This window comes from Plantibacter sp. CFBP 13570 (assembly GCF_014841395.1).
Classification (GTDB): Bacteria; Actinomycetota; Actinomycetes; order Actinomycetales; family Microbacteriaceae; genus Plantibacter; species Plantibacter auratus.
In genome coordinates, this window is sequence record NZ_JACYTW010000024.1 from 22,392 (window position 1) to 46,181 (window position 23,790).

Annotated in this window: 20 protein-coding genes; 2 read left to right on the forward strand and 18 right to left on the reverse strand. The window is 70.2% G+C overall.

Annotated elements, in window-relative coordinates; translation table 11 throughout:
- Nucleotides 1–48: 48 nt before the first annotated feature.
- Nucleotides 49–888, reverse strand: a complete 840-nt coding sequence (locus IFT89_RS10070; RefSeq protein WP_202938861.1) for an aldo/keto reductase — start codon at nt 886–888, stop codon at nt 49–51.
- A 76-nt stretch (nt 889–964) separates the two neighbouring features.
- On the opposite strand from IFT89_RS10070, the gene IFT89_RS10075 reads away from it, so the two are divergent.
- Nucleotides 965–3,067, forward strand: a complete 2,103-nt coding sequence (locus IFT89_RS10075) for a S9 family peptidase (protein ID WP_202938862.1) — start codon at nt 965–967, stop codon at nt 3,065–3,067.
- Between the two features lie 60 nt (nt 3,068–3,127).
- Here IFT89_RS10075 and IFT89_RS10080 read toward each other — a convergent pair whose 3' ends face one another.
- Nucleotides 3,128–4,156: a 6-phosphofructokinase gene (locus IFT89_RS10080; RefSeq protein ID WP_064294489.1), complete on the reverse strand. Its 1,029-nt coding sequence runs from the start codon at nt 4,154–4,156 to the stop codon at nt 3,128–3,130.
- Between the two features lie 146 nt (nt 4,157–4,302).
- On the opposite strand from IFT89_RS10080, the gene IFT89_RS10085 reads away from it, so the two are divergent.
- On the forward strand, nt 4,303–4,569 hold the full coding sequence (locus tag IFT89_RS10085) for a mycoredoxin (protein ID WP_192018576.1): 267 nt from the start codon (nt 4,303–4,305) through the stop codon (nt 4,567–4,569).
- 57 nt (nt 4,570–4,626) lie between these two features.
- Here IFT89_RS10085 and IFT89_RS10090 read toward each other — a convergent pair whose 3' ends face one another.
- The 16 genes from IFT89_RS10090 to IFT89_RS10165 all read right to left on the reverse strand — a co-directional run bounded on the left by IFT89_RS10090 (nt 4,627) and on the right by IFT89_RS10165 (nt 23,717).
- Nucleotides 4,627–6,810, reverse strand: coding sequence for a DEAD/DEAH box helicase (locus IFT89_RS10090; RefSeq protein WP_159879123.1), 2,184 nt, complete (start codon nt 6,808–6,810; stop codon nt 4,627–4,629).
- Between the two features lie 165 nt (nt 6,811–6,975).
- Complete coding sequence (locus IFT89_RS10095; protein ID WP_079707135.1) at nt 6,976–7,368, reverse strand: DUF779 domain-containing protein; 393 nt, start codon at nt 7,366–7,368, stop codon at nt 6,976–6,978.
- Nucleotides 7,369–7,509: 141 nt separating this feature from the next.
- Nucleotides 7,510–9,033 carry an acetaldehyde dehydrogenase ExaC gene (gene exaC / locus IFT89_RS10100; protein ID WP_202938863.1) on the reverse strand — a complete coding sequence of 508 codons (1,524 nt, stop codon included), beginning with the start codon at nt 9,031–9,033 and terminating at the stop codon, nt 7,510–7,512.
- A gap of 114 nt (nt 9,034–9,147) precedes the next feature.
- Nucleotides 9,148–10,338, reverse strand: coding sequence for a GAF domain-containing protein (locus IFT89_RS10105; protein WP_161578599.1), 1,191 nt, complete (start codon nt 10,336–10,338; stop codon nt 9,148–9,150).
- A 165-nt stretch (nt 10,339–10,503) separates the two neighbouring features.
- Entirely contained in the window at nt 10,504–12,798 is a 2,295-nt protein-coding gene (locus IFT89_RS10110) for a heavy metal translocating P-type ATPase (protein WP_202938864.1), read from the reverse strand.
- Nucleotides 12,798–13,022, reverse strand: coding sequence for a heavy-metal-associated domain-containing protein (locus IFT89_RS10115; protein WP_137243265.1), 225 nt, complete (start codon nt 13,020–13,022; stop codon nt 12,798–12,800). Before IFT89_RS10115 ends, IFT89_RS10110 begins: the two co-directional genes overlap by 1 nt.
- 82 nt (nt 13,023–13,104) lie before the next feature.
- Entirely contained in the window at nt 13,105–14,103 is a 999-nt protein-coding gene (locus IFT89_RS10120) for a malate dehydrogenase (RefSeq protein ID WP_191941373.1), read from the reverse strand.
- A 9-nt stretch (nt 14,104–14,112) separates the two neighbouring features.
- Nucleotides 14,113–15,711: an SDR family oxidoreductase gene (locus IFT89_RS10125; RefSeq protein ID WP_202938865.1), complete on the reverse strand. Its 1,599-nt coding sequence runs from the start codon at nt 15,709–15,711 to the stop codon at nt 14,113–14,115.
- A gap of 90 nt (nt 15,712–15,801) precedes the next feature.
- Nucleotides 15,802–16,662 carry an aldehyde dehydrogenase family protein gene (locus IFT89_RS10130; protein ID WP_202938866.1) on the reverse strand — a complete coding sequence of 287 codons (861 nt, stop codon included), beginning with the start codon at nt 16,660–16,662 and terminating at the stop codon, nt 15,802–15,804.
- Nucleotides 16,659–18,155 carry an aldehyde dehydrogenase family protein gene (locus tag IFT89_RS10135; protein WP_124769557.1) on the reverse strand — a complete coding sequence of 499 codons (1,497 nt, stop codon included), beginning with the start codon at nt 18,153–18,155 and terminating at the stop codon, nt 16,659–16,661. Before IFT89_RS10135 ends, IFT89_RS10130 begins: the two co-directional genes overlap by 4 nt.
- Nucleotides 18,156–18,161: 6 nt before the next feature.
- Nucleotides 18,162–19,184 carry a deoxyribose-phosphate aldolase gene (gene deoC / locus IFT89_RS10140; protein ID WP_071262338.1) on the reverse strand — a complete coding sequence of 341 codons (1,023 nt, stop codon included), beginning with the start codon at nt 19,182–19,184 and terminating at the stop codon, nt 18,162–18,164.
- On the reverse strand, nt 19,181–20,182 hold the full coding sequence (locus IFT89_RS10145) for a sugar-binding transcriptional regulator (RefSeq protein WP_137243268.1): 1,002 nt from the start codon (nt 20,180–20,182) through the stop codon (nt 19,181–19,183). Before IFT89_RS10145 ends, deoC begins: the two co-directional genes overlap by 4 nt.
- A gap of 145 nt (nt 20,183–20,327) precedes the next feature.
- Nucleotides 20,328–21,563, reverse strand: coding sequence for an MFS transporter (locus IFT89_RS10150; RefSeq protein WP_307783491.1), 1,236 nt, complete (start codon nt 21,561–21,563; stop codon nt 20,328–20,330).
- Nucleotides 21,560–22,267 carry a hypothetical protein gene (locus IFT89_RS10155; RefSeq protein ID WP_202938867.1) on the reverse strand — a complete coding sequence of 236 codons (708 nt, stop codon included), beginning with the start codon at nt 22,265–22,267 and terminating at the stop codon, nt 21,560–21,562. Before IFT89_RS10155 ends, IFT89_RS10150 begins: the two co-directional genes overlap by 4 nt.
- Before the next feature lie 101 nt (nt 22,268–22,368).
- The gene (locus IFT89_RS10160; RefSeq protein ID WP_079707151.1) at nt 22,369–23,301 is read right to left on the reverse strand and encodes a bifunctional riboflavin kinase/FAD synthetase; all 933 of its coding nucleotides are present in this window, start codon (nt 23,299–23,301) and stop codon (nt 22,369–22,371) included.
- Nucleotides 23,298–23,717, reverse strand: coding sequence for a hypothetical protein (locus tag IFT89_RS10165; protein ID WP_064294503.1), 420 nt, complete (start codon nt 23,715–23,717; stop codon nt 23,298–23,300). The genes IFT89_RS10160 and IFT89_RS10165 overlap by 4 nt, the downstream gene beginning before the upstream one ends.
- Between the last annotated feature and the right edge of the window lie 73 nt (nt 23,718–23,790).

Sequence of the window (23,790 nt, forward strand, 5' to 3'; positions counted from 1 at the left end):
CAAGTCTAGGAGGGGTGCCGGCGGGCGCGCGGACGCGCCCGCCGGGACTCACATCTCCTCGTGGGTGTTGGGGTCGCCGTCGAAGAGCCTGCCGTCCGTCCGCCCGAGTGCGGTGATCGCCTGCACCTCGGTGTCGCTGAGCTCGAAGCCGAAGACGTCGATGTTCGTGCGCTGGCGTTCCGGGGAGGCGGACTTCGGGATCGGGAGCACGCCACGCTGGTGGTGCCAGCGCAGGACGACCTGCGCTGGCGAGACGTCGTGCGCCGCGGCGGCCGCTGCGACGGGTTCCTCGGCGAACGGCGCCTGTGCCTTGCCGAGCGGGCTCCACGCCTCGGTGACGATGCCGTGCTCGCGGTGGAAGGCGAGGAGCTCCTCCTGCGGGAAGTACGGGTGCAGCTCGACCTGGTTGACGGCCGGCAGCACACCCGTCTCGTCGGCGAGGCGGGTCAGGAACTCCTCGGTGAAGTTCGAGACGCCGATGCTGCGGACGAGGCCCTCGCGCTGCAGCTGGATCATGGCCTTCCACGACTCGACGAAGCGGCCGACGGAGGGGTTCGGCCAGTGGATGAGGTACAGGTCGATGTGGTCGAGGCCGAGCGAGGCCAGGGATCCGCGGCACGAGGTGATGGTCTCCTCGAAGCCGTGGTCGCGGCCGGGCAGCTTCGTCGCGACGACGAGTTCGTCACGGGAGACGTCGGTCTCGCGGACCGCGGCGCCGACGGCGTCCTCGTTGCGGTAGTTCACGGCGGTGTCGATCAGTCGGTAGCCCGCGTCGATAGCGGACAGCGTGGCGTCGGTGCCCTCGCGGCCTCGCAGGGGGTACGTGCCGAAACCGATCGCGGGGACGCTCGAACCGTCGTTGAGCGCGAATGTTGGGATGGTCGTCATCACCCCACGCTAGACCCGGCGGCCCTCGGATGGCTCCGAGCGGGCTGGGAGGGCGCGCCTCGACTAGCGTTGGACCATGGCGAAGCTCTCTGCCCCCCGTGCCCAGACCCGACCGACCGAACGCACCCACCACGGCGACACCGTGGTGGACCCGTACGAGTGGCTCCGTGAGAAGGAGTCACCGGAGGTGATCGCACACCTGGAGGCGGAGAACGCCTACACCGAGCAGGAGACGGCCCATCTGGCCGGACTGCGCGAGCGCATCTTCCAGGAGATCAAGGGACGCACGCTCGAGACCGACCTCTCGGTCCCGACCCGTTCCGGTGCGTGGTGGTACTACGGCCGCAGTGTCGAAGGCCGCCAGTACGGCATCCAGTGCCGCATCCCGGTCGCCGACCCGGAGGACTGGACGCCGCCGACCCTGCCCGAGGGCGGCGCGGCCCCCGGCGAGCAGATCATCCTCGACGCCAACGTCGAGGCGGAGGGCCACGAGTTCTTCTCCCTCGGCAGCTTCGACGTGTCGGACGACGGCACGCGACTGCTCTACGGCGTCGACGTCGAAGGCGACGAGCGGTACACCGTCCGTGTCCGGGACCTCGCGAGTGGCGTCGACCTCGACGACGAGCTCCTCGGGACCGCGGGCGGGGCGGAGTTCTCCCCCGACGGCACCGCCATCGTCTACACGACGGTCGACGAGAGCTGGCGCCCCGACACCGTGCACCTGCACCGGGTGGGGACGTCCCAGGACGACGACACGGTCCTCTTCCACGAGCCCGACGAGCGGTTCTGGGTCGGCGCCGGATTCACCCGCAGCCGCGCGCTGCTCCTGATCGAGGCCGGCTCCTCGGTCACGAGCGAGACCCGGCTCGTCCCCGCCGACGCACTGTCCGAGGAAGCGCGGATCGTCTGGCCGCGGACCGACGGCGTCGAGTACAGCGTCGAACACCGGGTGGCCGACGGCGCAGACCGGCTGCTCATCCTGCACAACCGGGACGCGCCGGACTTCGAGCTCGTCGAGGTGCCACTCTCGGATCCGCTCGGCACGGCGCGGGTCGTCGTCGCGCACAGCAGCGAGCGCCGGCTCGAGGACGTCGAGGCGTTCGAGGCCGTGACCACCGTCTCCTATCGGCGCGACGGCCTCACGCGTATCGGCCTGCTCGACCCGACGAGTGGCGACATCGACGAGATCGCCTTCGACGAACCGCTGTCCACCGTGGGCTGGCACGGCAACAACGAGTGGGCTCAACCGATGCTCCGGTTCGGATACGGGTCCCTCGTGACGCCGTCCACGGTGCTCGAACTCGACGTCCGGTCCGGCGAACGCTTCGTGCGCAAGCAGCAGCCGGTCCTCGGCGACTACGACCCGGCAAACTACGAGCAGTTCCGGGAGTGGGCGACTGCCGAGGACGGGACCCGCGTGCCGATCTCCATCGTGCGCCGGGTCGGTGTCCAGGGGCCAGGGCCGCTCCACCTCTACGGGTACGGCTCGTACGAGGCCAGCATGGACCCGTCCTTCTCGATCGCGAGGCTGTCGATGCTCGACCGCGGCGTGACCTTCGCGATCGCCCATGTGCGCGGCGGCGGCGAACTCGGGCGCCACTGGTACGAGGACGGCAAGAAGCTCCACAAGCAGAACAGCTTCAGCGACTTCGTCGACGTGGCCGACCACCTCATCCGCGAGGGCTGGACGACGCCTGCCCGGCTCGTCGCCGAGGGCGGCAGCGCCGGCGGCCTCCTCATGGGCGCCGTGGCGAACCGTGCTCCCGACCGCTTCGCCGGCATCCTCGCCGGCGTCCCGTTCGTCGACGCGCTGACGAGCATCCTCGACCCGTCGCTCCCCCTGACGGTCATCGAATGGGACGAATGGGGCGATCCGCTCCACGACCCCGAGGTCTACGCGTACATGAAGGCGTACAGCCCCTACGAGAACGTCGACCCGGCGAAGCGCTACCCGCGCATCCTCGCGACGACGAGCCTCAACGACACCCGCGTGCTGTACGTGGAACCCGCGAAGTGGGTGGCCCGCCTGCGGGACGCCGGTGCACCGGCACTGATGAAGATCGAGATGAGCGCCGGGCACGGCGGGGTGAGCGGCCGCTACAACGCGTGGCGTGAGCGCGCCGAGGAGCTCGCCTGGCTGCTCGATGTGCTCGAACTCACGGACACCGATCCGGCCTGATCGGAAGCGACGACGCCCCTGCTCCGTCCGGAGCAGGGGCGTCGTCGGTGCGGCGCGTGTCTAGCCGAAGAGGATCGCCGCTTCGTCGTAGCGCTCCTGCGGCACGGTCTTCAGCTTGCCGAGCGCCTCTTCGAAGCGGCAGTTGACGAGTTCGGTGCCGCGGAGTGCGATCATCGTGCCCCAGTCGCCGGCCATGACGGAGTCGATGGCGGCCATACCGAGGCGGGTGGCGAGCACGCGGTCGTAGGCGCTCGGGACGCCACCGCGCTGCAGGTGGCCGAGCACGGTCGCGCGGGACTCGATGCCCGTGCGGCGCTCGATCTCGGGTGCGAGCACGTCGGCGATGCCGCCGAGACGGGGACGGTTGAACGCGTCGAGTCCCTTCTCGGAGTGCGCGGTCTCCATGGTGTCGAGCGTGAAGCCCTCGGACACGACGATGATCGGGGCGCGACCGCGCTGGTAGACGCTGTCCGCCCACTCGCAGATCTGCTCGATCGACTGCGGCTGTTCCGGGATGAGGATGGCGTGGGCACCCGCCGCCATGCCGGCGTGCAGGGCGATCCAGCCGACGTGCCGGCCCATGACCTCGATGACCATGCACCGCTTGTGGGACTCGCCAGTCGTCCGGAGCCGGTCGATGGCCTCGGTCGCGATCTCGACGGCGGTGTCGAAGCCGAAGGAGTAGTCGGTGGCGTCGAGGTCGTTGTCGATCGTCTTCGGGACGCCGACGATCTTGAGGCCGGCGTCGGTGAGCCGCTTCGCAGCGGCGAGCGTGCCCTCTCCGCCGATGGCGATGAGCGCGTCGATGCCGAGCCGGTCCATGGTGTGCTGGACGTTCTCCGGGCCGCCGTGCGGTCCTTCGAACGGGTTGGTGCGGCTCGTGCCGAGGATGGTGCCACCCTGCTTGGCGAGACCACGCACGCTGTGGCGGTCGAGCGGCATCGTCAGGCCCTCGACGACTCCTCGCCAGCCGTCGCGGATGCCGATGAACTCCTGGTTGTGGATCTTCGTCCCCTTGAGGACCGCTCCTCGGATGACCGCGTTCAGGCCGGGGCAGTCGCCGCCGCTCGTGAGCACACCAATTCTCATATCAACAGTCCTCATGGGGATCGGGGCACCTCAGGTGCCGGGAGTCATCCCCGACAATACCGTCTCGCCGACGGTGCTTCATCCGGCGTGGGCGGTCCTCCGGCCCAGAGGGTCGGTGCCTCGTCCACCGGGGTTAGGCTGCTGGGATGAGTGCCGACGACTACCTGCCCGCCGATGGCGGCATCACGATGTTCTCCACGACCTGGTGCGGGTACTGCGCCCGACTGAAGCACCAGCTGTCCGCAGCCGGCATCCCGTTCACCGAGGTCGACATCGAGCAGGTCCCGGGGACCGCCGACCTCGTCGCCTCGCTGAACGGCGGCAACCAGACGGTCCCGACGGTGATCTTCCCCGACAGCTCGACCGCGACGAACCCGTCGCTCGCTCAGGTGAAGGCGGCACTCGGCGTCTGACCAGCCGACGACGTCCGGCCGGGCGACCCGTGGTCACCCGGCCGGACGAACCGGACGTCAGGCGCCCAGCGCCTCGCGGAGCAGGTGGACGAGGGCGTTCAGCTGCACCGAGTCGACCGACGCGACGTCCTGGTCGCTGCCGTCGAGCGCGCGAGCGGCCAGGCCCTGCTTGCTGTCGATGAGTTCCGCGACCTTCGCGTCGATCGTGTGCGCGGCGATGATCCGCCAGGCGGTGACCGGCTCCTCCTGACCGATGCGGTGCACGCGGTCGATCGCCTGGGTCTGCTCGGCGGCCGTCCAGGACAACTCGGCGAGCACGACGTTGGACGCGGCCTGCAGGTTGACCCCGACGCCGGCGGCGGTGAGCGAACAGACGGCGACCGCGACCTCCGGATCGGTGTTGAACGCGTCGATCGCGGCCTGACGCGCCTGCGCGGTCTGGTCGCCGCGGAGCGACACCGTCTTCAAGCCGCGACCCGCGAACAACTGCTCGGCCGCGTTCATGACGTCGATGTGCTTCGCGAAGAACACGACCTTGCCCACGGACCTCGCGAGCTGCGCCGTGTAGTCGGCGGCGAGGACGGCCTTGGCCTGACCGATCTTGCGGATCATGGTGAACACGTTCTCCGTGCCACCGGCGGCCTTGGACTCGTCGAGCTCGGCCTGGGCGACCATGCGCATGAGGTCGGTGTTCGGCTCGTGCAGCGCGTCGACGCGCTCACCACGCGACTCCAGGACCCGCACGTAGCGGGACTTGAGCCGTTGCCCGAGCTCGGCCTCCGCGTCGCGGATGGACCGGATCGCCTCGTCGTCGAGCTCGACCGGGAGGTCGGCGACGCGCTTGGCCGGCAGGTCCTTGGCGACGTCGAGCTTCTTGCGGCGCACGATGCCCATGTCGATGACGGCGGACCGCGCGGCGGCGTAGAAGGCGTGCTCGGCCGGGGTCAGACCGGTGTCCTCGAGCCGCTCCATGAGTTCGGCGGTCGGCTTGCCGTCCTTGATCCAGCCGAGGAACTGCCAGATGGCGTTGAAGTCCTCGACGTCGTTGATGAGCGGCGTACCCGTCAGCGCGAGCAGCAGCGGGTCCTGGCCGGGCGTCGCTTTCCGGATCCGGTTCGCGAGTGACAGCACGTGCTGCGAGCGCTGGGAGTGGAGGTTCTTGATGAAGTGCGCCTCGTCGACCACCATGCCGCGGAAGCCGAGCGTCCCGAGCCAGGCGAGGTGGCGGTCGAGGACCTCGTAGTTCACGATGATGACGTCGGCGAAGGCGTCGAGCGCCTGGCCGTCGCCGTGGATGACCGTGGCGCGTCGGTGCGGCGTCCAGCGCTCGACCTCGCGCGCCCAGTTCATCTTGACGACGTTCGGGACGATGACGAGGAGTGGGTACGCCTCGGCGACCGAGGCGGCGAGGACCGACTGCGCGGTCTTGCCGAGGCCCGGCTCATCGGCGAGCAGGAAGGAACGGTGTCCTTCACGGACGCTCTCGACGAAGCGCGCCTGGTGCTTCATGACCTCGAGGCCGCGCGGCGAGAGCCGGTCGAGCTTCGGGGCCTCGGGCAGGTCCATCGAGGCCGCTCCCCCGCCGGAACCGAGCTCGAACGCCTTATACAGGGGGCCCATGAGCTCCCAGCTGTCGAGTCGTCGACGCACGGTCGGCTGCGGTGCCGCCTGGCTGAAGTCCGGGGCGAGGAACGGATTGGCCAACTGACGTGCCTTGACCGACTGCGGGATGACCTGCTTCTCGGCGAGCTCGGCCGGGACGACGGATTCCACGACGGGCTTCTCGACGGTGATGATGAGTTCGTCGGCGCTGAGTTCGGCGCCCGACTCGAGGAGCCAGTCGCGCCGGAGCCGCTGCGCGACGGGGCTCGTCGCGGCGTCGGCCTCGAGGAGCTGGATGAGCGAGGTGTCGCGCGCCGCCGTCTTGGCGAGGATGGTCGCCACACCGTCGAGACGCTTCAGGAGCTCGGCCCGCGTGGCGTCGCTGTAGCTCGTGTCGGCCTTGACCCTGGCACGTTCCTCGCGGACGAGGAAGGCGATGACCTGGTACTTGGTCCGGTTGGTTGGCCCGACCTTGCCCTTCTGCGCCTTCGCCTCGACCTCGCGCACCTTGCGGGCGAGGATGGGGATGATCGGCGCGTCGTCGTCGTGACGCGACGAGGACCCTCTGGGGTTCGAGCGGCCAGATGAACGGGTGCTGGAACGCCCCTGGGAACGGCGTTGCTGGCCGGTGTGCGGCATGCTCCTCCTGAGCAGTCGAAGAGCCTCATCGGCCGAGGGGCCGGAAGAGACGGGCGCCGGGCCCGACTGGTCGTCGTGGAGCAACAGAGCGTTGCACGAGACCGACACGGGCGCCCGACGGGCGTGTGCCCAGTCTACGCCATCGGCCGCATCGGTCGCGAGCGCTCAGTCCGGCGCGCTGTCGACGAGTCCGAACCGCTCGAGTTCGGCGTCGTCGAGCATGCGCGAGCGGATGAGGAAGCGCTGCCCCGTCGGGGCCTCGACACTGAACCCGCTGCCGCGCCCTTGCACCACGTCGATCGTCAGGTGCGTGTACTTCCAGTACTCGAACTGGGAACGCGACATGTAGACCTCGACGGGCGCGTCGAGCCCGGGCACGTCGAGCGTGTCGAGCAGGACGTCGACCGCGCCCGTGCGGAACATCCCGACGGGGTAGCACATGGGCGAACTCCCGTCGCAGCAGCCGCCGGACTGATGGAACATGAGCGGTCCGTGCAGCGCGGTCATCTCCCGCACCAGTGCGGCCGCAGCGTCGGTGACGTCGACCCGTCCGGTCATGGTGTCCTCCTTCGTCGTGTCGTGGATCCGGCCCCGCCCCTCCGCCGGTCCCTGAGCCTGTCGAAGGGCGCCCTTCGACAGGCTCAGGGACCGGATGGGGACTCAGGGACCGGATGGGGGCTCAGGGACCGGGGATGTCGATCAGAAGAAGCCCATCGGCCCCTCCGCGTAGCTCACGAGCAGGTTCTTCGTCTGCTGGTAGTGGTCGAGCATCATCTTGTGGTTCTCCCGGCCGATGCCCGACTGCTTGTACCCGCCGAACGCCGCGTGCGCCGGGTACTGGTGGTAGGTGTTCGACCAGACGCGTCCCGCCTCGATGGCCCGCCCGGCCCGGTACAGCGTCGTCGCCTCACGGCTCCACACACCGGCGCCGAGGCCGTAGAGGGTGTCGTTCGCGATGGAGATCGCCTCGTCGTAGTCGGCGAAGCTCGTGAGCGCGAGCACGGGCCCGAAGATCTCCTCCTGGAAGATCCGCATGTCGTTCGTCCCCTCGAAGACGGTCGGCTGGACGTAGAACCCGCCGCTCAACTCACCGCCGAGGTCGGCGCGCTCGCCGCCGATGAGCAGCTTCGCGCCGCCCTGCTTGCCGATGTCCATGTAGGAGAGGATCTTCTCGAGCTGGTCGTTCGACGCCTGGGCACCGATCATCGTGTCCGTGTCGAGCGGATTACCCTGCTTGATCTTGCCGATGCGGGCCAGCGCGTCGCCCACGAAGCCGTCGTAGATGGAACGCTGGACGAGCGCCCGACTCGGGCAGGTGCAGACCTCGCCCTGGTTCAGGGCGAACATCGTGAAGCCCTCCTGCGCCTTCTCGTAGTACTGGTCGTGCTCGCGCGCCACGTCCTCGAAGAACACGTTCGGGCTCTTGCCGCCGAGCTCCAGCGTCACCGGGATGAGGTTCTCGCTCGCGTACTGCATGATCAGGCGACCGGTCGTGGTCTCACCGGTGAACGCGATCTTCCGGATCCGCGGGTGGGAGGCCAGCGGGGCGCCGGCCTCGATGCCGAAGCCGTTGACGACGTTGAGCACCCCGGCCGGCAGCAGGTCCTTCACGAGGTCGACGATGAGGTGGATCGACGCCGGGGTCTGCTCGGCCGGCTTCAGCACGACGCAGTTGCCTGCTGCGAGCGCCGGTGCGAGCTTCCACACGGCCATGAGGATCGGGAAGTTCCAGGGGATGATCTGTCCGACGACGCCGAGCGGTTCGTGGAAGTGGTAGGCGACCGTGTCATGGTCGAGTTCCGAGATGCCGCCCTCCTGCGCACGGATCGCCCCGGCGAAGTACCGGAAGTGGTCGATCGCCAAGGGGATGTCGGCGGCCAGGGTCTCGCGGACCGGCTTGCCGTTCTCCCAACTCTCGGCGACGGCGATCTCCTCGAGGTGCTCCTCCATGCGGTCGGCGATGCGATTGAGGATCACCGCGCGCTCGGCGACGCTCGTCTTCGACCAGGCGGGGAACGCTTTCCATCCCGCCTCGACCGCTCGGTCCACGTCGGCCGCGGTGCCTCGGGCGATCTCGGTGAACACGGCTCCGGTGACCGGGGTCTGGTTCTCGAAGTACTGACCGTTCGCGGGCGGGACGTACTCGCCCCCGATGAAGTGGTCGTAGTGGGGGGCGTAGCTGAACACGGCACCTTCGGTACCCGGGTTGGCGTAGACGGTCATGTCACTCCTTGTCGACGACGTTGTCGGTGTCGCACCGCTCAGGTGCGTGCCGTCGACGCTAGTCGGCCGGAGGTTGCAGGAGGTTGCGTCGAGGACCGCGGACCGGATCGGCCGTCAGGACGCCGAGAGGTCGGCGTCGATCGCCTCGATGCGGGCGACGAGGCCAGCACGCTTCGGTGACCGCGGCGGCAGCAGTCGGAGGCAGGCGTGCAGGACCTCGACGTCGTCGGGCGCGGCCGCGGTCCGGATGTAGTCGTGCAGCAGGTCCGCCGAGGCGTCGGTCAGCATCGCCTCGCGGAGGCGCGTCGCGACCCGGTCGCGGAGGTCGATGACACCGGGGGCGGTGGAGTCCGGCAGGAGCGGACCCGGGTACGCGGCGAGCGCTGCGCGGTGGGCGCCGCGGTCGAGAAGGGACAGCACCTGGTGGGCGTCGAGCTGGAGCGGGGTGGTGAGCCGGTACGGCCGCGAGGCCGGCACGAGTGTCGGCGCGGTCCCGCCGAGCACCTTCCGCAGCCGGACGAGCTCCGCCCGGAGGGTGACCGACGCCTCGTCCGCGTCGTAGAGCAGCCCGGCGAGCGCGTCGGCGCTGAGGCCCTGGTGGTGCCAGGCCAGCAGGGTCAGGATCTCGGCGTGCCGTCGGCTGAGTTCGGTCGGGCGGCTCGCCCCGTGTCCGACCAGCAGGCCGGTGTCACGGCCGAGCACCTGCAGGCCGGGCCGCACCGTGGTCGTCCGGCGGGGTGTGTCCGTGCGTGGGCGACCGGCGAACCGACGGTCGGCGACCGCGCGCAGCCGCTGCACCATGATCTCGGACTCGACGGCGGCCGCGGTCGCCTCCATGAGCGGCAGTGCATGCGAGGCGACCGCCTGCGGGCCACCGGTGATGTCGATCACGCCGATGATCTGCCGGGTCTCGGGATCGTGCACCGGGACGGCCGTGCAACTCCACGGGTGCACGAGGCGGTTGAAGTGCTCGGCCGCGTGGATCTGGATGCCGTGGTCGAGTTCGAGCGCGGTGCCCGGTGCGCTCGTCCCCACCTCCCGCTCCGACCACCCGGCACCCTCGACGAAGAGCATGCCCTCCGCCCGTCGCCGCAGATGGCGGTCCCCGTCCACCCAGAGCAGTCTGCCCATGGCGTCGCCCACCGCGACGAGCATGCCGGAGTCGTCGTCCGCGTCGTTGACCAGCAGCTTGGTGATCACCGGGAGGACGCCGGCGAGCGGGTGTCCGAGCCGATGGTCGCGCAACTCGTCCTCGTCGAAGGCGAGCTCCGGCATGAGGTTGTCCGGGTCGAGATGACGGCCCATCGACCGTTCCCACGACTCGCGGACAAGCCGTCGGACGAGTCCGCGCTGCGCTTCGGCACGCGCCGGGGCCGCCAGCCACGGACTGGACACCTCACCACCACCCATCCACGTCGACCGGTTCTGCGGACAGTGTATCCGCCGCAGCCCGCCGGTCGACGGGTAACCTCAGGCGGCCGGACGGAACCGGCGGAGGCGCAGGCTGTTGAGCACGACGAACACGCTGGAGAACGCCATCGCCGCACCCGCGATCATCGGGTTGAGGAGGCCGAGGGCGGCGAGCGGGATCGCCGCCACGTTGTACGCGAACGCCCAGAACAGGTTGCCGCGGATGATCCCGAGCGTCCGTCGGGAGAGCCGCACGGCGTCGATCGCCGTGGCGAGGGAACCGGAGACGATGCTGAGGTCGGCTGCACCCTTGGCCGCATCCGTGCCCGTCCCCATGGCGATCCCGAGATCGGCCGTGGCGATCGCCGCGGCGTCGTTCACCCCGTCGCCGATCATCGCGACGCGGTGACCCGCCGACTGGAGCCGTTCGACGGCGGCGACCTTGTCGGAGGGGCTCGCGTCGGCGATCACCTCGGTGATCCCGACCTCGGCCGCGACCCGCGCTGCGACGGCCGCGTTGTCGCCGGTGAGGAGCACCGGTGTCATCCCCCGGGACACGGCACGTCCGATGGCGGCGCGGGCCTCCGGCTTCACGGTGTCGGCGACCTCGACGACGCCGCGGACCTCGCCGTCCCAGGCGACGACCACCACGGTGCTCGCACGCTCCGCGGCTGCAGCCAGGGCGCTCGCCGCGTCCGGCCCGATGCGGAAGCCCTGGTCCTCCGCGAAGGCGGGACGTCCGGCCAGCACGCTTCCGCCGTTGATCGTGCCGGTGACGCCGAGACCCTCGAGGCTCGCGAAGTCCGAGACCACCGGACGAGCTGCATCGCGGCGGGTCGCTTCCGCGACGATCGCCTCGGCGATGGGGTGCTCGGATGCCGCTTCGAGCGCCGCGCCGAGCGCGAGCACCTCGTCCGTCGCACCGGCCGCCCAGACCTCCCTGACGCTCATCCGCCCGGACGTGACGGTCCCCGTCTTGTCGAGCAGGATGCGGTCGATGCCGCTCGCCCGCTCGAGCGCCTCCGGTCCGGCGATGAGGATGCCGAGCTGCGCGCCACGCCCCGTCCCGACGAGGAGGGCCACCGGGGTCGCGAGTCCCAGCGCACACGGGCAGGCGATGATGAGGACGGCGACCGCGGCGGTGAACGCCGCCTCCATGGTCGAGCCGGTGAGCGCCCACACGATGGCGGTGCCGAGGGTGATCACCAGGACGACCGGGACGAACACGCTCGAGACGCGGTCGGCGAGCCGTTGGACCCGGCTCTTCCCGAGCTGCGCCGCCTCGACCGCCTGAGCCATGCGCGCCAGCTGCGTCTCGGCGCCGACGGCCGTCGCCCGCACGACGAGACTGCCGCCGCGTGCGATCGTGCCACCGATGACCCGCGAGCCTGCCGTGAGCTCGACCGGGACGGACTCCCCCGTCACGAGACTCTCGTCGACACTCGCCGCCCCCTCGACGACGATTCCGTCGGTGGCGACGGACTCGCCGGGACGCACGAGGAAGTGGTCTCCGACGAGCAGCTGCTCGATCGGGATACGTTCCTCGGTGCGGGTGGGCGCCATGAGGTCGGTGGGGTCCGGCGCACGGTGCCGGAGCACGGAGACCTCGGAGGCGCCCAGCGTCATGAGGTCGCGGAGTGCCTCGCCGGCGGCACGCTTCGACCGCTGCTCGATGAGGCGGCCGGCGAGCAGGAAGACGGTCACGCCGGCGGCCACCTCGAGGTACAGCGCGCTCGACGGGTCGGCGTCGGGTGCGAAGAAGGTGAACTCGTGCCGCATGCCCGTCATCCCGGCCATGCCGAAGAAGAGCGCCCAGACGGACCACAGGTACGCGGCCCCCGTCCCGAGCGTGATGAGGGTGTCCATCGTCACCGAGCCGTGCCGCAGCGTCACGAACGTCGCCCGGTGGAACGGGTACCCACCCCAGAAGACGACCGGCGTCGCGAGGGTCAGCGAGAGCCACTGCCAGTGGTCGAACTGCCAGGCGGGGATCATCGCGAGCAGCACGACGGGCAACGCCAGCACCGCACTGACGACGAGGCGGGTACGGAGCGTCGTCACGGTCGCCGAGGGGTCCGACGGCGGTCCCGACGTCGGAGTCTGCTCCCGGTTCGCCGCGGCGCGTTCGTCAGCGGGCGGACGCACCGTCGCCGTGTAGCCGGCCTTCGCGACGGCCGCGACCAGCTCGTCCGCGGTGACGGTGGAGGGCGCGGTCACCGTCGCCCGTTCGGTCGCGAGGTTGACCTGCGCCTCGACACCGTCGAGCGCGGTCAGCCGCTTCTCGACGCGTGCCACGCAACTCGCGCAGGTCATGCCCTCGATGTCGAGGTCGAGCTGGATGAGTGGAGCGCTCATCAGCGACGACCCACGAGGGTGTAGCCGGCTTCCTGGACACCGGCACCGATGGCCGCCTCGTCGGCCGATGAGGCACCCGAGACCGTGACCGTCCCCGCGTCGAGATCCACGGCGACCCCGTCGACGCCGGAGAGCGCGGAGAGCTCGGTCGTAACGGCGGACACGCAGTGCGCGCAGGTCATGCCGTCGACCCGGTAGGTGGTGGTTGCGGTGGTTTCGGACATGCGTCCTCCTCAGTGGATCGGAGCCTTCACTATACCCCCAGGGGGTACCCCTTGCAACCGTCCGCGGGACGCGATCGCCGGGTCAGCCGAGCAGGTCGAGCGCCCGCACCGCCGCCCGCTCCTCCTCGAGTTCCGCCACGGAGGCGTCGATGCGGCGCTGCCAGACGGGCGCGACGTCGAGCCCCTCGACCACCTCCCAGCGTCCGTCGACCGAGCGGGCCGGGAACGAACTCACGAGCCCCTCCGGCACGCCGTACCAGCCCTCCGACGGAAGCGCCACGGAGGTCCAGCGTTCCGGCCGGCCCGGGATCGCCGTGCCGTTCACCCAGTCATGCACGTGGTCGATGGCGGCGGCAGCGGCCGAGGCGGCGGACGACGAGCCGCGCACCGCGATGATCTCCGCACCGCGCTTCGCCACCCGTGGGATGAACTCGTCGGCGATCCACTCCTCGTCGACGAGTTCGAGGGCCGGACGACCTCCGACCGTCGCGTGGGAGAGGTCCGGCACCTGGGTCGCCGAGTGGTTGCCCCAGATCACGACGCCGTCGATCTCGGACACGGGTGCGCCGGTCTTGGCGGCCAACTGCGCGACGGCACGGTTGTGGTCGAGTCGGGTCAGGGCGGTGAACCGTTCGGCCGGCACCCCGCCTGCCGCCGACTGCGCGATGAGTGCGTTCGTGTTGGCCGGGTTGCCCACCACCAGGACGCGCACGTCGTCGGCCGCGCCGGCTCCGATCGCCGCGCCCTGCGGTGCGAAGATCCCGCCGTTGGCCGCGAGGAGGTCGGCTCGCTCCATGCCCGGACCACGTGGACGGGCACCGACGAGCAGGGCGACGTCCACCCCGTCGAAGGCGCGCGACATCTCGGTCGTCGCCTCGACCCCCGCCAGGAGCGGGAACGCGCAGTCCTGCAGTTCCAATGCCGTCCCCTCGGCCGCTCCGAGACCCTGCGGGATCTCGAGCAGGCGCAGGACGACGGGCCGATCCGGCCCCAGCAGCTGACCTGACGCGATGCGGAAGAGCAGGGAGTAGCCGATCTGGCCTCCGGCTCCGGTGACGGTGACGACGGTGGGTTCGCTCATACGCCCACGCTACTTCGCGGCCTCCGGCGTGGGTCGGGAGGCCTGCATGTCCGCCTCTGCGGAGTCCACTGCGTCGTGCTCCTCGGGAGACACCGGGCCAACCCGGCTCTTCCGCTGGGCCGAGGTCTCGGACGGCAGCGCGACCGCCGCCTCCGTGATGCGGTTCGCCATCCCGTTGAAGATGATCCCGTGGAAGGGCAGGATCGCGAACCAGTAGAGGCGTCCGCCGAGCCCCTTCGGGAAGAAGACGGCGCGCTGCCGGTAGACCGAGCCGTCGCCGACCGGGGTCGCGCTCATCTCGAGCCATGCCAGACCGGGCACGCGCATCTCGGCGCGCAGGCGCAACATCCGACCGCGTTCGAGGTACTCCACGCGCCAGAAGTCGAGGGCGTCCCCGACGCTCAGGTGCTGCGGATCGTCGCGACCACGTCGCAACCCGACACCACCGACGAGCTTGTCCATCCAGCCACGGATCGCCCACGCCAACGGGAAGGAGTACCAACCGTTCTCGCCGCCGATGGACTCGATCACCGAGAAGAGACGGTCGGCGCTCGCGGAGGTCTTCCGTTCCTTGAGATCGATGTAGACGGTGTGTCCGGCCCAGTCGGGGTCGCTCGGCAGCGGGTCGCTCGGCGCGCCGTCCACGGTCGCGTTCCGCCAGGAGGTCTCGACCTCACCGTCGCGCATGCGCTGCAGCGCGAGGCGCACCGCGCGTCGGTACCCCGTCAGACCGCCCTCCGGCGGCGGGATGACCGCGTCGATGTCGTGGTCGCCCATGACGCAGTCGACGAGCAGCGACTCGATGATCGGCGACGCGAGCCGGCGCGGGATCGGGGTCACGAGGTTCACCCACTGCGAGGCCAACCACGGGGTGAGGACCGGGAGCGGCGCGATCGGGCGCTGCGGGAGGCCGGCCTCGACCGCATAGCCGTTCATCATCTGTCCGTACCGGAGGACGTCGGGGCCGCCGATGTCGAAGGCCCGGTTCACGTCGCGGTCGACCTCGGCGCTCGCCAGCAGGTAGTGCAGGACGTCACGGACCGCGATCGGCTGGATGAAGTTCCGGACCCAGCGCGGTGCCGGCATGTACGGCAGGATGTCCGTCAGATGGCGGATCATCTCGAAGGAGGTCGATCCCGAACCGATGACCACGCCGGCCTGCAGGACGATCGTCGGAACGCCCGAGGCGAGCAGGATCCGCCCGACCTCGGTGCGGGACCGCAGGTGCTTCGACAGCTCGACGCCCTCGGGGTGCAGGCCACCGAGGTAGACGATGCGCGACACCCCTGCCGCGGCAGCGCCGGCGGCCACGTGCTCGGCGGCGTCGAGCTCCGTCTGCTCGAAGTCGCCCTTGCCGCCCATGGAGTGCACGAGGTAGTAGACGACGTCGACGTCCACGCAGGCCAATGCGACCTGAGCCGCGTCACCGAGATCACCCTCGACGACCTCCACCTGATCGCGCCAGGGCACGTCGGTGAGCTTCTGCGGCGAGCGCACGAGCACCCGGACCGTGTACCCGGCCTCCAGCAGCCGCGGCACGAGCCGCCCGCCGATGTAGCCGGTGGCACCCGTGACGAGCACGCGCTTCGGAGTCGATGATTCGGTCATGGATGCAACGTTACGACGCGTCGACGACAGCGGCGCCCGGCTGTACAGCCGGGCGCCGCTGTGCAAGCACCCCGTGGGCGTTGCGATCCGCTAGAGGAGCGCCTTCGTGTGCCAGACGGTCTTCACCTCGGTGAACGCGGTGATCCGGTCGAGACTCGCGGGGACCGAGCCCCGGGAACCGTTCGGGCGGACCACCCGCTTGAGCGTCTCGGCCGCGAGGACCTCGAGCTCGATCCAGTCGAGCTCGCCGGCGCCGGCGAGGTCGATCGCGTTGACGTCGGCGTGCGATGCGAGCCACGGAGCCATCTCAGCCGGCGATCCGGTCAGCACGTTCACGACACCGCCGGGGACGTCACTCGTGGCGAGCACCTCGGCGAGGCTGATCGACGAGAGCGGCAGGCGCTCGCTCGCGATCACGACGGTCGTGTTCCCCGCGACCAGCGCTGGAGCGACGACGCTCACGAATCCGAGGAGCGACGAGTCCTGCGGCGCGATGAGCGCGACGACGCCAGTCGGCTCCGGAACCGAGAGGTTGAAGTACGGACCCGAGACGGGGTTCGCTCCCCCGACCACCTGGACGTACTTGTCCGCCCAGCCCGCGTACCAGACCCAGAGGTCGATGGCCTCGTCGACCTGTGCTGCGGCCTTCGCCTGCGAGACGCCTTCAGCCTGGACGATCTCCTCGATGAACTGCGCCCGCCGACCCTCGAGCAGCTCGGCGATACGGTACAGCACCTGCCCGCGGTTGTAGGCGGTGGCACCAGACCAGCCGGCCAGCGCCGATCGTGCGGCGACCACCGCGTCGCGGGCGTCCTTCCGCGAGGCGAGCGATGCGTTCGCGAGGAACTCCCCCTTGGCGTTCGTCACCTCGTACGTCCTTCCGGATTCGCTGCGTGGGAACTTGCCGCCGATGGCGAGCTTGTAGGTCTTCGGGATGGTGAGCCGGCTCATCGCTGGGCTCCCTTCTTGGCAGCCTTGGGAGCTGCGGTGGGGGCGGACACTGCGGAACCGGCCGGCGCGAGGTAGGCACCGAGCCCGTGGCGACCACCCTCGCGGCCGTACCCCGACTCCTGGTACCCGCCGAACGGGCTGGCTGGATCGAACCGGTTGAAGGTGTTCGCCCAGATGACGCCGGCGCGGAGCTTGTCCGCGACCGCGAGGATCCGGCTGCCCTTGTCGCTCCAGATCCCGGCCGACAGTCCGTACGGGGTGTTGTTCGCCTTCGCGATGGCCTCCGCGGGCGTCCGGAAGGACATGACCGAGAGGACCGGCCCGAAGATCTCCTCGCGGGCGATCCGGTGACTGGTGGACACGTTCGTGAAGATCGTCGGCGCGAACCAGAACCCGTTCTCGGGCAGCTCGCAGTCCGGGCTCCACCGTTCGGCGCCTTCGAGCTCGCCGATGTCCGAGAGCTCGCGGATGCGGGCCAACTGCTCGGCCGAGTTGATCGCGCCGACATCCGTGTTCTTGTCGAGCGGGTCGCCGACGCGCAGCGTCTGCAGACGGCTCTTCAAGCGGTCGACGACCTCGTCGTGGATGCTCTCCTGGACGAGGAGCCGTGATCCGGCGCAGCAGACGTGACCCTGGTTGAAGAAGATGCCGTTGACGATGCCTTCGATGGCCTGGTCGATCGGTGCGTCGTCGAACACGATGTTCGCGGCCTTGCCACCGAGCTCGAGCGTCAGGCGCTTGTCGCTGCCGGCGATGGTCTTCGCGATCTCGCGCCCGACGGCGGTCGACCCGGTGAAGGCGACCTTGTTGACGTCGGGGTGGCGCACGATCGCCGCGCCGGTCGCTCCGGCACCCGTGACGATGTTCACGACACCGGCCGGCAGCTCGGCCTGCTGGAGGATCTCAGCGAAGATGAGTGCCGTGAGCGGCGTGGTCTCGGCCGGCTTGATGACGACCGTGTTGCCGGCGGCGAGCGCCGGTGCGACCTTCCACGCGAGCATGAGGAGCGGGAAGTTCCACGGGATGACCTGCCCGGCCACGCCGAGGGCACGGGGGTTCGCGCCGAGGCCCGCGTAGTCGAGCTTGTCGGCCCAACCGGCGTAGTAGAAGAACCAGGCGGCGACGAGCGGGACGTCGACGTCGCGGGACTCCTTGATCGGCTTGCCGTTGTCGAGGCTCTCCGCCACGGCGAGCTCGCGGGCGCGCTCCTGGACGAGGCGCGCGATCCGGAAGAGGTACTTGCCGCGGTCGGCGCCCGACAGCTTCGACCACACGCGGTCGTAGGCACGCCGCGCGGCGGTGACGGCGCGATCGACGTCGGCGTCACTCGCCGCGGAGATCGTCGCGATCGACTGCTCGGTGCTCGGTGAGATCGTCTGGAAGGTCCCGCCCGTGCCCTCGGTGAACTCCCCGTCGATGAAGAGGCCGTACTCGGAACGGAGGTGGAGGACGGAGGTGGACTCCGGGGCTGGTGCGTATTCGAGGAAGCTCATGATGTCCTAGTCGATGGTGACGTAGTCGGGGCCGGAGTAGTGGCCGGTGGTGAGTTTCTGACGCTGCAGGAGCACGTCGTTGAGGAGGCTCGAGGCACCGAATCGGAACAGGTGCGGCTGGAGCCACTCCTCGCCGACCGTCTCCGCGACGGTCACGAGGTACTTGATCGCGTCCTTCGAGGAACGGATGCCGCCGGCGGGCTTCACACCGATCTGCTCACCGGTGAGGCGGTGCCAGTCCCGGACGACCTCGAGCATGAGGAGGGTCACCGGGAGGGTCGCGGCGGGCGCGACCTTGCCGGTGGACGTCTTGATGAAGTCGCCGCCCGCGAGGATGGCGAGCCAGGAGGCGCGCTTCACGTTGTCGTAGGTGTTCAGCTCGCCGGTCTCGAGGATGACCTTGAGGTGCGCCGAGGTGCCGTCGCTCCGACGGCAGGCCTCCTTGACCGCGACGATCTCGTCGAAGACCTGGCCGTACCGGCCGGAGAGGAACGCACCCCGGTCGATGACCATGTCGATCTCGTCCGCTCCGGCGTCGACGGCGTCGGCCGTGTCCGCCAGCTTGACCGCGAGGGAGGCGCGTCCGCTCGGGAAGGCCGTCGCGACCGCCGCGACGTTGATGCCACCGGCGTCGTGTGCCGCACCCGGCTGCGTGTGCGCCGCGCCGAGTGCCTCGACGGCGTACGGCACCATGTCGCCGTAGACGCAGACCGCGGCGACGCGCGGGGTGGACGGATCCCCGGCGTCCGGGGTGATCGCCTTGGCCACGAGGGAGCGCACCTTGCCGGGGGTGTCGGCGCCCTCGAGGGTGGTGAGGTCGATGAGTTCGATGATGCGGTCGAGGGCCCAGGCCTTCGACGTCGTCTTGATCGAGCGCGTGCCGAGGTCCGCTGCGCGCTGTTCGAGCCCGACGGCGTCGACGCCCGCGAGGCCGTCGAGGTAGCGTCTGAGGCTGGCGTCGGTGACGGGGCCGTCGACGAGTTCGAGCGCCGTCGGCTTCGCCACGAGGTCGCCTGGTGGAGTGGTCATGGTGCGTTCCTTCCGAGCAGTTCCTGCTCCGGGGTGTGCTGCTTGGCGGATGATGGTTCGTGGTCGGCGAGGAGTGCCGTCGCGGTCGCCTCGTCGGTGACGAGCACGGTGCAGAGGCCGCTGCTGACGACGGCTCTCGCGACGGCGTGCTTCTGGGCTCCGGCGATGACCGCGATGCTGCGACCGGCACGCCGGAGCGCTTCGAGTCCGAGCCCGACCGTGCGCTCGTCGAGGGTGGGGTCGACGATCATGCCCTCGGCGTCGATGTAGCGCCCGACGACATCGCCGACGGCACCACGTGCGACCAGGACGTCGACGTCCGCGGCCGTGAGGTAACCGCTGTGGACGAGGGCGGAGTCCGGTCCGGCCACGCCGGCACCGTACAGGTAGGTGTCGGCCGCTGCGGCCGTGCTGAGCACCTCCGCGACGGTGCGGTCCGACTCGATGCTCAGCTTCGTCTCCAGGCGCTCGAAGATCGCCGGGCTCGGGAGCAGGGTGACGTCGCCACGGCCCTTCTCGGCGATCCGTGCAGCCGTGGCGGCCGCGGTGCCGACGCGCTGGTTGAGGCTCACGCCGCCGTTGATCTGCACGACGGAGAGCCCCGTCGCCCAGCCGTCGGACAGGTGGTCGGCGATGTCGCGGAGTGTCCTCCCCCAGCTCACGCCGAGCGTCCGCGGCACCGGTCGCATGGCACCGAGGTAGTCGGCCGCCGCGCGCGCGACGCGTTCGTGGAGGTCTGCACTGTCACTCGGACTCGGCACGACGACCGCGTCCGTGAGTCCGAAGCGCTCGCGGAGCGCCCGTTCGAGTGGGAGGCGGCGTGCGCGCGGGTGCACGATCTCGATGCGGATGTAGCCGAGTTCGCGGGCTTGGGCGAGGAGCCGACCGACCTTCCACCGCGTGATGCCGAGCAGCGCGCCGATCTCGTCCTGGGTCTTCGTCTCGTCGTAGTACAGCTCCGCGGCGCGCACCGCGAGCAGCTCGTCGCTTTCGATCACCTCGGGCCTCCTCCGGATCGTCTCCAGCCTAGGACGCCGTCACCACCCGGACAACGCCTGTTGGTACCCATGCTCAGATGAGCAGAGGCCGGTGCGCGGATGCGCATCGCCGCCGGGGATCCGTCCGGAGGTCGAAACAGACCGGTCAGCGACCGCGTGCTGCGAGGTCTGCCTCGATCGTCGTCGGTCGGCCGGTGATCCGGCCGGCGATGGCGCACAGCGCGCCCGTGGCCAGCAGGAGCAGCAACGGGACGGTCCACGATCCGGTCACGGCGTGCAACAGGCTCACGACCAGGGGGCCGAGTGCACCGAGGGTGTAGCCGACGCTCTGCACGAAGCCGCTCAGGGCGACCGCGCCCTCGTGGGTCGCCGTCCGCAGGTTGATGAGCACGAGGGCGAGCGGGAACAGCAGCGGGCCGAGCCCGGCCAGCAGCACCCACAGCCACGTGAGCGTCGCCGGCCACAGGAGCAGCCCGAGATAGCCGAGCACGAAGCACGCGCTCGCGACGTAGACGAGGACGGCTACGTTCCGCAGCCTCGCGACGAGCATCGGGACGATCAAGCTCGCCGGGACACCCATCGCGGAGAAGAGCGAGAGCAGCAGGCCACCCTGGGCCGGGGTGACGCCGGCGACGTCACCGACGATGGTCGGGAGCCAGGTGAACATCGCGTAGGCGTTCAGCGACGAGGTGGCGAACACCGCCGCGATGGCCCACGAGATCGGCGAGCGGTGGACGAACACGCGCCCGGCGCGGGGCACCTCCTCGATCTCGGGGTCCGTCGCGGCGGCGGCCCGGGCATCCCGACGCTCCCGGACGATGAGCGTGATCCAGGGCAGCACGGCGAGCATGGCGACGATGGACCACACCCCGAGCGACACCTGCCACCCCGCCGCATCGGCGACCGGTACGGCGATCAGCGGCGGGATGAACGTGCTGACCGACAGGACCGTCGCATAGACGGAGGTGACGAGGCCGACGCGGTCGGGGAAGTACTTCTTGACCAGCGGTGGGAGCACGACGTTGCCGATGCCGATCCCGGCGAAGCAGAGCGCACTCCCGATCGCGAGGACGGCGAAGTCGGGGGCGAGCGAGCGCATGAGGTGCCCGGCCACGATCGACCCGAGTGCGATGAGCAGCACCGGCTCGAGGTGCAGCCGACGCACGAGTCGCGGGGTGAAGACGCCGAAGAGGGCGAAGCACAGTGGCGGCAGCATCCCGAGGAGCCCCAGCCCGACCGACCCCACGCCGATGTCGCCGTCGATCTCGGCGAAGATCGGCGACAGCGAGGTGACGGCCGTGCGGAGGTTCGCCGCGACCAGCACGATACCGACGAGCGCGAGGGCCCTCCCCCGCCACAGGGGCGGGGTTTCGGGAGTCACGCGCCCCAGTTCGGCGACGGCGCCACGACACGCTCGATCGGTGCGGCGTCCGAACCGATCACGCCGACCGCCCAGGACCGGGATTCGACTCCCGGCTCGTCCCCCACCGGCGGGATGGGCGTGACGTCGGCCCGGATGAACACCCCTGGCGTACCGCCAGGCAGGGTGTAGCGCTGGACATCCTCCGGTGCGGCTCCATCGGCACCCGAGACCTCCGCAGCCACGGCTTCGGTGTCGTCGCCCACAGCGTAGCCACCGACCACCTCGATCCGGACACCCGACTCCTCGGCGGACTCGACGAACACGACCGTCGCAGGGGTGTACGGCTCGCTCTGCTCGACGTCGCTCTCGACGACGGCCAGGCCACCCCAGGTGTAGCGGGTGCCGGGTGGGGTCTCGTTCCCAGCGGGATCGGCTGAGACGACGGGGTCTGCGCCGAACGCGGCCGTGAGGGCTGCAACGAGCGATGCGGCGGGGTCGAAGTAGCGCGCAGAGGCGATCAGCGTGTCGTCCTCCGCGACGACCTCCACGGTCTCCGCGCCGATCACGACGCGCGAGGCCACCGGCGCGGGTGCCGCCGTGGGTGTGGACGACGTTGCGGTCGTCGTCGGGCTGGCACTCGGCGCAGCCGCTTGCGGCGCACAGCCGACGAGGAGCAGGAGACCCGCGACGAGCGCAGGCAGGACACGAAGACGTGAGTGCATGGTTGGATTCCCCCGGGTGATGTGGCCCGAACGGGCGTTCACCAGCCTATCGATCGGCACGTTCATGCGCGTCGGAGACACCCCGAGACGCGGCGCGTCGGCTAGGACAGCATGCGGCGCGCGCGCTCGACGTCGTCGGTCATCTGCACGATGAGCGGCTCGATCCCGGTGAACGCGACCATGCCGCGGATGCGCTCGACGAACTGCACCTCGACCTCGTCGTCGTAGAGGTCGAGATCGGTCTCGTCGAGGACGTAGGCCTCGACCTGCTTCTGCGGGACGCCGTCGAAGGTCGGGTTGTTCCCGACCGAGATCGCCGCCGGATACCGACGTCCTCGCCAGAACAGCCAACCCGCGTACACGCCGTCCGCGGGGATGAGACCCTGCGAATCGGGAGACAGGTTGGCGGTCGGGAAGCCGAGTTCCCGGCCACGCTTGGCACCGTGGACGACGACGCCCCGCACACCGGGCGGACGACCGAGGAGTCGCGACGCCTCGCGGACGTCACCCTCCTCGAGGAGTTCGCGGATCCAGGTGGACGACACCCGACGCCCGCCGCCGGGACGGACGTCGTCGACGACGCGCACGGAGAAGCCGTAGACCTCACCGAACGACTCGAGCGTGGCGACTGTTCCGAGGCCGCGATGGCCGAAACGGAAGTCTTCGCCGACGAGCACCGTCCTGGCGTGCAATGCTCCGACGAGGATCGAGGTGACGAACTCCTCCGGCGTGAGCTGGGCCAGTGTCTGGTCGAAGCGCAGCAGCAGGGCCGCGTCGACCCCGGCGTCCGCCAGGAGACCGAGCTTCTGCTCGTTGCTCACGAGCGACGCCGGGCAGCGGTCGGGGTTGATGAGACTCAGCGGGTTGCGGTCGAAGGTGACGGCGACGGAGCTGAGACCGGCTGCCGCGGCCTCCTCGAGGAGCGCGGCGACGACCGCACGGTGACCCGTGTGGACGCCGTCGAACTTGCCGATGGTGACGGCCGACGGTCCGAACGCGTCGGGGACCTGGTCGAGCTCGGTGAACGTGATCATTTGCCGGTACGCCGATGTCCGGCCAACCACCACAGTCCGAGGACCGGGAGGACGAGCGGGATGTAGACATAGCCGCGGCCGAAGCCGGACCAGACCGTGTCGTGGGGGAACAGCTCGGGATCGAGCAGGCTCAGCAAGCCGACGATCAGGACCCCGGCGAGCTCGAAGGAGATCGTGGCCCAGGCGATCCGCCGCCAGACGGCGCCTGGAGCGACGAGCGAGACGGTCGCCAGGATGTACACCACCGCGGCGACGGCCGAGAGCAGATAGGCCAGTGGCGCCTCGTCGAACTTGGTCGTGATCTGCACCACGGACCGGCCGGTGGCGGCGAGCGCCAGGATGCCGTAGACGGCGACGAGCACGACCCCGACACCACGGACGCGTGGGCGGGCTGGAGCGGTGGTGGGGAGAGGCATGACCCGACGATTCTATGCGACGCAGGCCCTCGCCCAGACACTTCGCGACGGTCACGCGAGCTGCGGTGCCGTC